The organism is Agromyces flavus (assembly GCF_900104685.1).
GTDB lineage: Bacteria > Actinomycetota > Actinomycetes > Actinomycetales > Microbacteriaceae > Agromyces > Agromyces flavus.
In genome coordinates, this window is record NZ_LT629755.1 from 937,922 (window position 1) to 951,175 (window position 13,254).

Below are 13,254 nucleotides of genomic sequence, written 5' to 3' on the forward strand. Positions count from 1 at the left end.
GTCCGGTTCGACCCGGACGGGTCCCTCCGATACACTCGTCCAATCGTGGGCAGGCATTCGGGTGAGCATGGCGTATCGCCGGCCGATTCCGCACGCGAGTACGCGCGGGTGAACGTGCCCCGCTCGTCCGCTCCCGTCCGCCCTGCGGCGATGCGCCGCGACGACCCGGCGCCGCGGGCGCGCGAGGCGTCCCGCGCGAACGTCTCGTCGCCCGCCCGGAACCGCGTCGCCGGTCCGATCAAGCAGGCGGCGACCGTGACCTTCGCCTTCGCCGCATCGGTGAGCTTCCTGCTCGTCAACATCGTCGACCCGTACTCGGGCGCGACCGCCTCGTCGACGTACACGCCCGTCGACCGCTTCGGCGGGCAGGCCGTCCAGGAGTACGCCGTCGACGGGGACATCGCCGCGGCATCCGTCGCCGCCGAGGGCTACCTCGTCGAGAAGAAGCCCGAGCCCGAGCCCGAGCCCGCCGGTGCCGGCTGGGCGCCGCCCGCCATCGTGCCCGACCCCGGATCGGCGCAGGCGTACGCGGCCGGTGCGGTCGCGGCCCGTGGTTGGCCGAGTACCGAGTTCGACTGCCTCGTCGCCCTGTGGAACCGCGAGTCGGGCTGGCGGGTGAACGCGTACAACCCCAGTGGCGCGTACGGCATCCCGCAGGCGCTGCCCGGCTCGAAGATGGCGACCGCGGGAGCCGACTGGGAGACGAACGCCGCGACCCAGATCGAATGGGGCCTCGGGTACATCTCGGGCCGGTACGGCACGCCCTGCGGCGCCTGGGCGCACTCCGAGGCCAACGGCTGGTACTGACCGGCCGACCCGACGCGCTCCGAGCCGACCGTACACTTGAGGTCATGGCCCGCTCGCACCGCTCCCGTGGTCGTGCGGCCAAGTCGCGCGAGCCGCATCCCGAACTCGACGTCGAACGGCTCACGGCCGGATGGCGCCGCACCGAGGTGCGCGCAGGCCGCGAGTGGAACGTGCAGCCCGTGAGCGAGGCCCAGGCCGTGAAGGCGTACCTCTGCCCGGGATGCCGCCTCGAGATCGAGCCGGGTGTCGCGCACCTGGTGGCGTGGCGGGCCGACGGTGTGCTCGGCGACGCTGCCGACCTCGCCTCGCGACGGCACTGGCACACGCACTGCTGGAGGATCGGACCGACGTGACCGACGAGACGATGACCGAGATCCGCGCGGGGGTCGAACTCCCGGCGCACCGGGAGCAGATCGAGCTGCGCACGAGCGACGGGCTGCGGCTCGTCGGCGAGCTGGCGACCCCGGTCGACCGTCCGCCCGTCGCGACGCTGGTGACGCTGCATCCGCTGCCCACTGCCGGCGGGTTCATGGATTCGCACATCATCCGGAAGGCCGCCGCCCGGCTGCCGGCGCTCGCGGGCCTGGCCGTGCTGCGCTTCAACACCCGCGGAACGGTGTCGCCACGGGGCCGGAGCGAGGGTGCGTTCGGCGAGGGCCTGGCCGAGCGCGCCGATGTCGCTGCCGCGATGCGCTTCGTCGAGGAACGCGGCCTGCCCGTCCCGTGGCTCGTGGGCTGGTCCTTCGGCACCGAACTCGCCCTCAAGTACGGCCTCGAACACGGCATCGCGGGCGCCGTGCTCCTGTCGCCGCCCCTGCACCGCACCACCGACGAGGAGCTCGCACGGTGGCGTTCGGCGCCGGTGCCGCTCGTGGCGATCATCCCCGAGCACGACGACTACCTGAAGCCCGCCGAGGCGGCAGAGCGGTTCGCCGGCCTTCCGCACCTCACGCGCATCGACGTCGAGGGCGGCAAGCACCTCTGGGTGGGGGAGTCGCAGACGCGCCGAGTACTCGAGGAGATCGTCCGCGCGGTGAATCCGGCGGCGCTGCCGCTGCCGACGCACTGGCCCGCGGCATCCGTCGCCCAGCCCGAGGCGTGAGGCGCGTCAGCGCTCGTTCTGGCGCGGGATCACGACCTGCTTGATGATCAGCAGTGCCGCGGCCGCGATGGGGATCGCGACGAGCGCTCCGAGGATGCCCAGCAGCGCACCGCCCGCGAGCGCGGCGACGACGACCAGGGCGCCCGGAACCTTGACCGCGCGACTCATGATCCTGGGCGAGAGCACGTACGCCTCGACCTGCATGTAGATCAGGTAGTAGATCGCCGCCACGAGCCCCGTGAGGGGCGACCCGAGCCCGGGGATCAGGCAGAGCAGCACGATGATGATCGAGCCCGTGAGCGTGCCGACGAGGGGCACGAGCGAGAAGAGGAAGGCGATGAACGCCAGCACCGCGGGGAACGGCGCGCGGATGATCGACAGGAACATGAAGCTCAGGAAGCCGTTGACGGCGGCGAGCGACACCTGCCCGATGACGTAGCGGCCGACGGACTGCGTGATCTGCTCGGTGAGGTCGGCGAACCGCGCGCGTCGTGAGGCGGGAACCAGCTGATACGTGGCCCGCTTCATCGCGTCGAGCGACGCCGTGAAGTACACGGTGAGCACCGCGACGACGATGACCGCGAACACCCCGCCCCCGATGGCGAGGGCGACGGCCCAGACGCCGCCCAGCAGCTCGCTCAGCTTGTCGGGATTGGTGAAGAAGTCGGTGAGCGCCGCGCCCGCCTGCTCGCTGATCTCGTCGATCTTGAGCAGCGGGAACTGCTCCTGGAGCCATTCGATCCAGTCGACGCGGTTCAGCTGCGCGACGATGCCGGGCACCTGCGCGATGAGCTCGGCGACCTGGTCGACGATGATCGGGATGACTGCCAGGAGCAGGGCCGCGACGACGGCCGCGACCCCGAGGATGACGAGGACGATCGCGCCCCAACGCGGAAGCCCTCGGCGCTCGAGCCCGCTCACGGCGGGCTCGAGGCCGAGGGCCAGGAACAGCGCGGCTCCGATGTAGGTCAGGATCGTCGACAGGCTGGCGACGGCGGAGAGGATCAGCAGGCCGACGCCGACGCCGAGCGTGCCGACGAGCGCGAGCCGGAACGCGTTCTGGATCCTCACCGACGCGCCCCGACCCGTTCCGCTCGATTACTTCCGGTTCGCGACCTGCTCGGCCTGCGTGAGGACTCCGCGCAGGCTCTCGAAGTAGCCGGCGACCGCGTCGCGCTCGATCTTGATCTGCGCGAGCCGGTCCTCGGCGTCGGCCACGAGGGACCGCGTGCGCTCCTCGGCGTCGGCGATGAGCTTGCGCGCCTGGGCGTGCGCGGCGGCGACCCGCTCGCGCGCCTCCTCGTCGGCCTTCTCGCGGGACGCAGCGGCCTCGCTGCGGACCTCGGTCTCGAGGCGCTCGGCCTCGGCACGGCTCTGGTTGGTGCGGGCGATGGCCTCTTCGAGCTCGGCGTTCGCGTCGGCGAGGAACTTCTTCGTCTGCTCGGCCGCCTCCTGCTGCGCCGCCAGGAGCTCCTGCTCGGCCTCGTCGCGCTTGGTCGCGAGCTCGGCGTCGAGGTCCATGCGGGCCCGCTCGATCTCGCGACGCATGCGGTTCACCTCGTGCGTCGTCTTCTTCTTCATCGACGTGAGCTGGTTGTCGAGGTCGATCCGGGCCTGCTCGGCCTCGGCCTCGAAGTCCGCACGGGCCTGCTCCTGCTCGAGGGCGAGGTCGGCGCGCATCTGGTCGAGCTCGGCGGCGTGCTTCGCGCGGATGCGGTCGAGCTCGTGCTGGAGTTTGAGGCGCGCGGTCTCGGACTCGCGCTCGAGGTCGACGGAGGTCTGCTCGCGCTGCTCGACGAGCTTGGCGCGCGCGGCCTCGAGCTCGCGCTCGAGGTCGGTGCGGGCCTGCTCGAGCTCGTGCTCGAGCGCGGCGCGGCGCTCCTCGACCTCGGCCTCGATCGCGGCCCGGGACTCGGCGGTCTCGCGCTCGAGGTCGAGGCGTGCCTGCTCGGTCTCACGGGCGAGGTCGATGCGCGCCTGCTCGGTCTCCTTGGCGAGCTCGGCCCGCTTCTGGTCGAGCTCGATCGCGACCTCGGCGCGGGTCTGCTCGGTCTCCTCCTGCAGGCCCGCGGCGGCGGCACGCGCCTCGTTGGCCTCGGTGTTCGCCGCGACGAGCATCTCGGCCGCCTTGCGCTCGGCCTCGGCCACCAGGGCGGCCGCCTCGCGCTTCGCGGTCGAGCGCGCTTCGGCGACCTCGGTCGATGCGGCGCCCTGGATGGCCGCGGCGTCGCGGTTCGCGTCCTCGCGCAGCTGCTCGCTCGCCTCCTGGGCACGCGCGACCATGTCGTCGGCCTCGGCACGGGCGTTCTCGAGCAGGCGGTTGGCCTGGGCGCGCGCCTCGGAGAGGGTGCGCTCGGCGAGCTCGTGCGCGTCGGAGCGCATGAGGTGCGCCTCGTCCTCCGCGGCGCGGCGGAGCTTCTCGGCGTCGATGTCGGCCTGCGCGATGAGCCGGGTCGACTGCTCCTCGGCGACGCGCAGCGTGTTCTCGAGCTTGGTGCCGAGGCCGGAGAAGGTCGGGCTGCCGACCTCCTCGAGCTCGCCGGTCAGCTCGTCGATGCGCGTGAGGAGGCGCTTGTTCTCCTTCTGCAGCTCGCCGGTCGCGTTGTTCGCGGTGATGATCTCGCGGCGGAGCGCGTTGATGCTCCGGTCGACCTCGTCCTTGTCGTATCCGCGGAATACCTGCGTGAACTCGGTCTCTTCGACGGCCAATTCTTCCTCCGGGGTCCGTGTCCCGCGATGTGGGGGGTTGTGGGGCGCGCGGGTCGCCTCCGATCATACGGCCGGGCGCGCCCCGGGGGCACCGTGTCCGTCCTGTGATCGTGTCCGCCGTACCCCCCGTCCGGCCCGACGACGCCCGCCCGCGACATCCAGTCATCGGTTAGGAGACTCCCAGACAGCGTCGGTAGTGTGGGGTGTCTTTGTCGGATGCCGCGTGAGCGGCCTGGAGGTAACTGCGTGCGATTCGTTCTCGCCATTCTGGCGTTCGCCGCCGCGGCTGTGATGATCGGCTTCGGCATCGCGCAACGGACGGTCTTCCTGGAGCCCGATCGGATCTCCCTGGGAACCGTCGTCGAGGATCAGGCGGACTACATCGTGCTCGAGCCCGAGGCGCTCGCGGCGCAATCGGGCAAGCAGACCATCACGGTCTCCGGATCGGAGACCGTGTTCCTCGCCTACGGGCGGACGGACGACGTGGAAGCGTGGATCGGCGACGACTCCTACGTGTCGGTCGGGTACGACGCCGACGCGGGCGAGTTCACGAACGAGGTCGTCGCGGGCCAGTCGGCCGAGGGCGAGACGCCCGAGACGACCGAGCCCGAAGCGACTCCGGCGCCCGATGCCGAGGGCGCGGAGGAGACGGCCGAGCCGGCCGCCTCGCCGGCCGGCAGCGACCTGTGGCTCGACGAGCTGACCGGCGATCGCACGCTCACCACGACCATCGACGTGCCCGAGGGCATCTCGGTGCTCCTGGCCTCCGACGGCACCGAGCCCGCGCCGGGCCGGATCGTCGTCGCCTGGCCCCTCGACAACTCCACGCCGTGGGCGGGGCCGCTCATCGCCGGCGGCGGGCTCGTGTTCCTCGTCGGCATCGCGCTCGTGATCTCCGGGGTGCTCGCGCATCGCCGGTCGCGCGGCCCGCGGCGCAACCTCCCGAAGGGACCGAAGGGCAAGCTCACGCGCGCGCCGCGTCCGACGCGATCGCAGCGAGCGGCGGCATCCGGTGCCGGGCCCCGTCGCACGTCGGGGCGTGCCCGGCGCGTCGCGCTGCTCCCGGTGCTGCTCGTCCCCGCGATCGCACTCTCGGCGTGTTCGTCGGACTACTGGCCCGACTTCGCGGCGACGCCCGAGACCTCGGCACCCGCGACGCCCGCGGCGACCGATCAGCCCGCCGATGACACCGCGGCCGAGGGCGAGGCCGAGGTCGTCCCGGCCGTGACCGTCCCGCAGATGGAGCGCATCATGCGCAGCGTCGCGGTGTTCACCACCGAGGTCGACGAGTCGCGCGACGTCCAGCGCCTCACCGAGCGCTTCGCCGGCCCCGCGTTCCAGGCGCGCAAGGCCAACTACGTCATCCGCGGCTCCGTGACCGACCACCCGGCGCTGCCCGCGATTCCGGCGGCCCCCCTGACGCTCACGCTGCCGCAGCAGGCCACGGGCTGGCCGCGCACCGTCCTCACGATCGCCAAGAACAGCGACGACGAGACGGTCGCCCCGACCGCGCTCGTGATGCGCCAGGAGTCGCCGCGCGAGAATTACAAGGTGGTGTACGCGACGGCTCTCGTCCCCGACGCCGACGTGCCCGAGGTGGCTCCGGCGAGCATCGGCGCACCGCCGATCAGCCCTGAGTTCAAGGGACTCGTCATGCCGACCGGCCAAGTCGCCGCGGCCTACGCCGACGTGCTGCTCAAGGGCCCCGAGTCCGAGTTCGCCGAGTTCTTCGACCCCGAGGGAGACGTGGTCCTCCAGCAGCTCGGCGTCGAGGGACAGAAGGCGACGGCCGAGAGCCTGCCCGACACGGCCGACATCGCGTTCTCGAACGTGGTGGGCGACAGCCCGACCGTCGCGCTCGCGACCAACGACTCCGGCGCGCTCGTGACCGTGTCGATCAACCAGACCGAGAAGGTCACGCCCAACGACGGCGGAACCGTCGGCTTCGAGCCCGGACCGGGCCGTGCGCTCTCGGGCTTCGACGACAAGAGCGCCAAGGGCGTCCAGCGCGTCGTCGGCATCCAGCTCATGTTCTACGTCCCGGCCGTCGGCGCCGACGAGCAGATCCGCCTGCTCGGCTGGTCGGAGTCCCTCATCGGAGCATCGGAGGTCCCGTGACGAACGCCGTTCCCCCGCAGCAGCCCGCCAACCTCAGAGGCGCGGTCGACCTGTCCGGACTCGTGCACCGCGAGGAGCGTCGTGCGCAGGATGGCGCGAACGGCGGCGCAGGGCGAGGCCCCGTCCCGGGCGGGGTGGTCGTCGCGACCGACGACCAGGGCTTCGGTCAGGTCCTCGAGCTCTCGCGCTCGATCCCCGTCGTCGTGGCGCTGTGGGCCTCGTGGAGCGAGCAGTCCGTGCAGCTCGTCGAGACCCTCGAACGCCTCGTCCGCGCGCGCGACGGCCGGCTCGTGCTGGCCGCAGCCGACGCCGATGCCAGCCCGCAGCTCGTGCAGGCCCTGCAGGCGCGCGCCATCCCGACCCTCGTCGCGCTCGTCGGCGGGCAGCCCGTGCCGCTGTTCGAGGGCGGGCAACCCGACGACGTGATCGAGCAGGTCTTCGACCAGCTCCTCGAGATCGCCGCGCGCCACGGCGTCGACGGCCGCGTGCCGGGCGCTGACGGCGCCGAGGAGTCCGACGAGCCGGAGGAGCCGGTCGAGGAGCCGCTGCCCCCGCTGCACCAGGAGGCGTTCGACGCCATCAGCCGGGGCGACTACGTTGCCGCGGCTTCCGCCTACCGGACCGCGATCGCGCAGGACCCGCGCGACGACCTCGCGGTCGCGGGCCTGGCGCAGGCCAACCTGCTCGGACGACTGCAGGGCAAGACCCTCGACGAGATCCGCAACCGCGCGGCATCCGCCCCCGACGACATCGATGCGCAGCTCGACGTCGCCGACCTCGACCTGTCGGGCGGGCACGTCGAGGACGCGTTCGCGCGCCTGCTCGAGCTGTTCCCGAAGCTCGACGCCGTCGGCAAGAACACCGTGCGCGAGCGCCTGCTCGAGCTGTTCCAGGTGGTCGGAGTCGAGGACCCGCGCGTGAGCGCCGCCCGCCAACGGCTCGCGATGCTCCTGTACTGAACCTGATCTGACCGGCTCGTGCCTACTCGGGCCGGAACCAGACGGCCGCCAGCGGCGGCAGCGTGAACGTCGCCGAGGCGGGCTTGCCGCCCCAGGGCTCGTCGGTCGCGTCGACGCCGCCGAGGTTGCCCACGCCCGAGCCGCCGAACTCCGTGGCGTCCGTGTTCAGGACCTCGCGCCAGCGTCCGGCGAGTGGCAGGCCCAATCGCACCCCCTCGTGCGGTCGACCCGCGAAGTTCACGACGCACAGCAGCGGCCCGCGCTCGCGGTCGTACCGGAGGAACGCGATCACGTTCAGGTCGGCCGCGCCGCCCTCGACCCAGTCGAACCCGTCGGAGTCGTCGTCGAGCTGCCAGAGGGCCGGCGTGTCGCGATAGGTGCGGTTGAGCCGGCCGACGAGCTCGGCGAGCTGGCGGTGGGTCGGCTGGTCGAGGATCCACCAGTCGAGGCCGCGTTCCTCGCTCCACTCCGACAGCTGCCCGAACTCCTGGCCCATGAAGAGGAGCTGCTTGCCCGGGTGCGCCCACATGTAGGCCAGGTACGCGCGCGTGTTGGCGAGCTGTTGCCAGTGGTCGCCCGGCATCTTGCGCACGAGCGAGCCCTTGCCGTGCACGACCTCGTCGTGGCTGATCGGAAGGATGAAGTGCTCGCTGAACGCGTACAGGAACGAGAACGTGAGCTCGCCGTGGTGGTGCGAGCGGTACATCGGGTCGCGCTGGATGTACTGCAGGGTGTCGTGCATCCACCCCATGTTCCACTTGTAGCCGAATCCGAGGCCGCCCGAGGAGGTCGGTGCCGTGACGCCGGGCCACGAGGTGGACTCCTCGGCGATCATCACGACGCCGGGGTTGCGCTTGTACGCCGTCGCCGTCGCCTCCTGCAGGAAGCCGATCGCCTCGAGGTGCTCGCGGCCGCCGTACCAGTTGGGCAGCCATTCGCCCTCGTCGCGCGAGTAGTCGAGGTACAGCATCGAGGCGACGGCATCGACACGCAGGCCGTCGACGTGCATCTCCTCCAACCAGAACAACGCGTTGGCGACGAGGAAGTTGCGCACGCGCGGGTTGCCGTAGTCGAAGACCAGGGTGCCCCAGTCCTTCTGCTCACCGCGTCGCGGGTCGGCGTGCTCGTAGAGCGGCTCGCCGTCGAAGCGCGCGAGCGCCCACTCGTCCTTGGGGAAGTGGCCGGGCACCCAGTCCATGATCACGCCGATGCCGGCCTGATGCAGCCGATCGATGAGGTACTTGAGGTCGTCGGCCGATCCGAACCGCGAGGTGATCGCGAAGTAGCCGGTCACCTGGTAGCCCCATGAGCCGCCGAAGGGATGCTCCGCCAGCGGCAGGAACTCGACGTGCGTGTAGCCCAGCCACTCCAGGTACTCGATGAGCTCGTCGGCGATGTCCCGGTAGCCCTTGCCGGGGCGCCACGAGCCGAGGTGCAGCTCGTAGATGCTCATGGGCAGCTCGTGCGGATTCGCTTGCGCGCGCCCCGCCATCCAGTCGCCGTCGGCCCACTCGTGCTGCGACGTGGTGACGATCGAGGCGGTGGCGGGTGCCACCTCGGCGCGACGCGCCATGGGGTCGGCTTTCATGATCCACTCACCCGACTGGGCGAGGATCTCGTACTTGTAGGCGGCACCCGGCTCGAGGTCGGGCACGAACAGCTCCCACACACCGCTCGAGCCCATGTTCCGCATGGCGTGGCCGGTGCCGTCCCAGCGATTGAAGTCGCCTACGACCCGGACGGCGCGTGCCCGCGGCGCCCAGACCGTGAACGAGACGCCGCGGAGCGGGCCCGTCACCGACGGGAACTCGCGGTGGTGCGCGCCCAGCACCTTCCACAGCTCCTCGTGCCGGCCCTCGCCGATGAGGTGCAGGTCGACCTCGCCGATCGTGGGCGCGTACCGGTAGGGGTCGTCGGTCGTCCACTCGCTGCCGTCGCCGTAGCGGGCGCGCACCCGGTAGCCCGTCGGCCCGAACGGACCCGACCCCGCCCAGACTCCGTGCGCGACGTGCTCGAGCGACAGCTCGGTGCCGTCGTCGAGCAACGCGTCGACGGACGCCGCGAGCGGGCGTCGCACGCGGATGACGGTGTGCGCACCGCCCTGTCCGGGCGCGTCGAACCCGTGCTGTCCGAGCACCGCATGCGGCTCGTGGTGACGCCCCTCGGCGACCGCGAGGAGCAGGTCATCGGACACCGCCGGCGCCTGGACGTGGGAGGTGTCGGTCATGAGGCGCCTCGAATCACTCGGAGGATGTGGACGGGCTGGGTGAACGCGTCCAGCCGGACGTAGTTGTGCTCACCCCAGTCCCAGCGCTCGCCGGTGACGAGGTCCTCGACCGCGAACGGACGGTCGGCGGGCACGTCGATGGCCGCGAGGTCGAGGTGCACGGTGGTCTCGCGCACCGAGTGCGGATCGACGTTGGCCACGACGAGGATCGTGTCGTGGTCGTCGTCGGCGCGCCCGTCGATGAATCGGCCCTCCAAGTGCTTGGAGTACACCAGCACCGAGTCGTCGTCGCTGTAGTGGAAGCGGATGTTGCGCAGCTGCCCCAGCGCGGGGTGCTCGGCGCGGATGCGGTTGAGGATGCCGAGGTAGAGCGCGAGCGACCGGCCCTCGGCCTCGGCTGCGGCGAAGTCGCGAGGCTTGTACTCGTACTTCTCGTTGTCGATGGCCTCTTCGGCGCCCGGGCGCGCGACCGACTCGAACAGCTCGAAGCCCGAGTACACACCCCAGAGCGGGGCGGCGGTCGCGGCGATCGTCGCCCGCACCGTGAAGGCCGCCGGGCCGCCGAACTGGAGGTACTCGGTCAGGATGTCGGGCGTGTTCACGAAGAGGTTGGGCCGCATGAAGTCGGCGGTCTCCTGCGACACGCTCGTCAGGAACTCCTCGAGCTCGGCCTTGGTGTTCCGCCACGTGAAGTACGAGTACGACTGCTGGAAGCCGACCATCGCGAGGGCCTGCATCATGGCCGGGCGCGTGAACGCCTCGGCGAGGAACACGACGTCGGGGTCGGTCGCGTTGATGTCGCCGATGAGCCGCTCCCAGAACGCGAGCGGCTTGGTGTGCGGGTTGTCGACGCGGAAGATGCGCACGCCCTGCTTCATCCAGAGCCGCACGATCCTCGTCACCTCGGCGACGAGACCCTCGAAGTCGTCGTCGAAGTTCACGGGATAGATGTCCTGGTACTTCTTAGGCGGGTTCTCGGCGTAGGCGATCGTGCCGTCGGGCAGGGTCGTGAACCACTCGGGGTGCTCGGCGACCCACGGGTGGTCGGGGGAGGCCTGCAGCGCGAGGTCGAGCGCGATCTCGATGCCGAGCGCGGCGGCGCGACGCACGAAGGCGCGGAAGTCCGCCAGGCTGCCCAGGTCGGGGTGGACCGTGTCATGACCGCCTGCGGCCGAACCGATCGCCCACGGCGAGCCCGGGTCGTGCGGCCCCGGGGTGAGCGTGTTGTTCGGTCCCTTGCGGAATGCGACGCCGATCGGATGGATCGGCGGCAGGTAGACGACATCGAAGCCCATCGCCGCCACGCCGTCGAGCCGCTTCTGCGCGGTCCGGAACGTCCCGGACTTCCAGGCGCCGTTCTTCTTGAGCTGCCGCGCCCCCTCGGAGCGGGGGAAGAACTCGTACCACGAGCCGACGCCCGCTCGACGGCGCTCGACGAGCAGCGCCTGCTCCTCGGAGTCGGTCGTGAACCGTGCGAGCGGTCGCGCGTCGAACTCGGCGAGCACGGGGTCGTGCAGCAGCGCGCGGCGAGCGGATGGCGCGGCCGCCGTGTCGCGAAGGGCCGTCGCGTAGGCCTTCAGCCGCTTGCGGACGGCGGCCGGACGCTCGGGCTGGGCCGCCGCGCGCTCGGCGAGGCGCGCGCCGATCTCGTACATGAGCTCGACGTCCACTCCCGCGTCGATCTTCACCTCGGCGTCGTGGATCCACGTGCCCACTTCGTCGCCGAAGCCCGTCACGTGCCACGTCCAGGTGCCGATCCCGTCGAGCCGGACCCGCGCCTCCCAGCGATCGGTGCCCGCCGCGAGGGCCGTCATCCGGTGCCGCTGCACCGCTCCAGCGGGATCGGTGAGGACCAGCATCGCGCCGACCAGGTCGTGCCCCTCGCGGAAGACCGTGGCGCGGAACGGGACCACCTCCCCGGCGAACGCCTTCGGATTCCAACGCGGATCTGGCAGGGCGGGCGTGAGCCGGGTCACGGGGATCCGGCCGGCACGAACGGGTCGGCTGGTCACGTTCCGACCGTAGCGCGGATGCCGGGGGAACGGCAGGCCGGGTTGCGCAGCGTGCCGCCGGGAGCTAGTGCGCCGCCCGTCGTCGTCGGCGCGCTCGCGCGGCGAACGCATCGAGCGCGGCGAGGATCTCGTCGGCCTGCCAGACGCGGTAGCGGGGGCCACTCGAGGCCCTGCTCAGCACGCCGGCCTCCTCGAGCCGGGTCAGGGCGCCCGCGGCGGCGACCTCGCTCACGTCGACGGCCGCAGCCACGGCCTGCACGTTGACGACGGGCTGCGTGAGCAGGAAGGCCGTCACGCGGTGCACCGACGAATGGGCGCGCGCCGTCACGACGGCGTTCCACCGTGCGGACGCCTCCCGGATGTCGGCGACCAGGGCACGACCGTTCTCGACCGCGGCGAACGACGCCTCCGAGAGGGCGTCGACGATCTCCTCGGCCCGGCCCGCCCGATAGGCGTCGAGCGCACCGAAGTACCCCTCGGTGTTATGGAGGAGCCCGGCCGAGACCGGCACCGCGACATTCTCCGTTACTCCGCCGGCACGCAGCATCGACTGGATGAGCGCGCGCCCGGTCCGGCCGTTCCCATCGGGGAACGGGTGGATGGTCTCGAACTGCGCGTGCGCGAGCGCCGCGTGCGCGAGCACCGGCAGGTCGGTCCGCTGTACGAAGCGCATCATGTCGGCCATGAGCTGGGGGACGCGATCGTGGTGGGGCGGCACGAACTCGGCCGAGTGCGGCGAGATCGATCCGCCGCCGATCCAGACCTGCTCGGAGCGCCAGCCGCCGACGACCCCAGGTGCCGTCTCCTCGAGGAGCGCGCGATGCATCATGATGATCGCGGCCTCGTCGAGGCGGTCGGCGAGGTCGATCGCCGCGTTCATCGCGTGGACGTTGGCCACCACGAGTCGCGCGTTGCCGGATCGCGCCTGCCCGAGCTCGGCGAGTGCGACCTGCTTCGCGCTCGCCGTGAGCCGTTCCACCTCGGAGCTCGAGGCGCTCTCAGTCCGCAGCAGGATGGCGGCGAACGGTGCCGTGATGTGTCCGACCTCGCTGTCGAATCGCGTCAGCTCGCGGCTGGCGTCGTCGGCCGTCGCCAGGACCTCGGGTGACAGGATCGCCCGGCGATCGGCGATGAGCGGCGGGACGGACGCGCGATACGGGCCGCTCGCGGCGCGGAGCGCGCGGCGCGAGGCGATCTCGGCGCCCGTCCGCACCCACGCACGGGCCTCGTACTCGACGGGCGGCCACTCGGCGACATCCGCTCGCATGTCCCTCACCTTACCAAAGCTTGTGTCCAAAACCTTTGGTTACGGATCCCGAG

General features: G+C 71.5%; 10 protein-coding genes. 5 read left to right on the top strand and 5 right to left on the bottom strand.

Going from position 1 to position 13,254, the window contains the following annotated elements:
* Window positions 1-45 precede the first annotated feature (45 nt).
* The 3 genes from BLT99_RS04445 to BLT99_RS04455 are packed head-to-tail and all read left to right on the top strand — an operon-like array spanning window position 46 to window position 1,909.
* Window positions 46-807: an aggregation-promoting factor C-terminal-like domain-containing protein gene (locus BLT99_RS04445; RefSeq protein ID WP_229724665.1), complete on the top strand. Its 762-nt coding sequence runs from the start codon at window positions 46-48 to the stop codon at window positions 805-807.
* 44 nt (window positions 808-851) lie between these two features.
* Window positions 852-1,160, top strand: a complete 309-nt coding sequence (locus tag BLT99_RS04450) for a hypothetical protein (protein WP_092669613.1) — start codon at window positions 852-854, stop codon at window positions 1,158-1,160.
* Window positions 1,161-1,171: 11 nt separating this feature from the next.
* Entirely contained in the window at window positions 1,172-1,909 is a 738-nt protein-coding gene (locus tag BLT99_RS04455; protein WP_092675615.1) for an alpha/beta hydrolase, read from the top strand.
* Between the two features lie 6 nt (window positions 1,910-1,915).
* Here BLT99_RS04455 and BLT99_RS04460 read toward each other — a convergent pair whose 3' ends face one another.
* Window positions 1,916-2,980, bottom strand: a complete 1,065-nt coding sequence (locus tag BLT99_RS04460) for an AI-2E family transporter (RefSeq protein WP_092669615.1) — start codon at window positions 2,978-2,980, stop codon at window positions 1,916-1,918.
* 27 nt (window positions 2,981-3,007) lie between these two features.
* Window positions 3,008-4,618 carry a DivIVA domain-containing protein gene (locus BLT99_RS04465; RefSeq protein ID WP_092669617.1) on the bottom strand — a complete coding sequence of 537 codons (1,611 nt, stop codon included), beginning with the start codon at window positions 4,616-4,618 and terminating at the stop codon, window positions 3,008-3,010.
* Between the two features lie 246 nt (window positions 4,619-4,864).
* Here BLT99_RS04465 and BLT99_RS04470 point away from each other — a divergent pair, with 246 nt between their 5' ends.
* Both BLT99_RS04470 and BLT99_RS04475 read left to right on the top strand, forming a co-directional pair.
* Complete coding sequence (locus BLT99_RS04470; RefSeq protein ID WP_092669619.1) at window positions 4,865-6,736, top strand: hypothetical protein; 1,872 nt, start codon at window positions 4,865-4,867, stop codon at window positions 6,734-6,736.
* The gene (locus BLT99_RS04475) at window positions 6,733-7,695 is read left to right on the top strand and encodes a tetratricopeptide repeat protein (RefSeq protein WP_092669621.1); all 963 of its coding nucleotides are present in this window, start codon (window positions 6,733-6,735) and stop codon (window positions 7,693-7,695) included. The genes BLT99_RS04470 and BLT99_RS04475 overlap by 4 nt, the downstream gene beginning before the upstream one ends.
* A gap of 22 nt (window positions 7,696-7,717) precedes the next feature.
* Here the strand turns inward: BLT99_RS04475 and glgB are convergent, their stop codons facing one another.
* From glgB to BLT99_RS04490, 3 genes are all read right to left on the bottom strand, one after another.
* Entirely contained in the window at window positions 7,718-9,922 is a 2,205-nt protein-coding gene (gene glgB / locus BLT99_RS04480; protein WP_092669623.1) for a 1,4-alpha-glucan branching protein GlgB, read from the bottom strand.
* Window positions 9,919-11,877 carry an alpha-1,4-glucan--maltose-1-phosphate maltosyltransferase gene (locus tag BLT99_RS04485; RefSeq protein ID WP_301296051.1) on the bottom strand — a complete coding sequence of 653 codons (1,959 nt, stop codon included), beginning with the start codon at window positions 11,875-11,877 and terminating at the stop codon, window positions 9,919-9,921. Before BLT99_RS04485 ends, glgB begins: the two co-directional genes overlap by 4 nt.
* A 121-nt stretch (window positions 11,878-11,998) precedes the next feature.
* Entirely contained in the window at window positions 11,999-13,201 is a 1,203-nt protein-coding gene (locus BLT99_RS04490; protein WP_092669626.1) for a Fic family protein, read from the bottom strand.
* Window positions 13,202-13,254: the final 53 nt, after the last annotated feature.

Bases quoted from the DNA above. Each gene is read 5' to 3' on its own strand.
- BLT99_RS04450 (WP_092669613.1), top strand. From the start codon at position 852: ATGGCCCGCTCGCACCGCTCCCGTGGTCGTGCGGCCAAGTCGCGCGAG.
- BLT99_RS04455 (WP_092675615.1), top strand. From the start codon at position 1,172: ATGACCGAGATCCGCGCGGGGGTCGAACTCCCGGCGCACCGGGAGCAG.
- glgB (WP_092669623.1), bottom strand. From the start codon at position 9,922: ATGACCGACACCTCCCACGTCCAGGCGCCGGCGGTGTCCGATGACCTG.
- BLT99_RS04490 (WP_092669626.1), bottom strand. From the start codon at position 13,201: ATGCGAGCGGATGTCGCCGAGTGGCCGCCCGTCGAGTACGAGGCCCGT.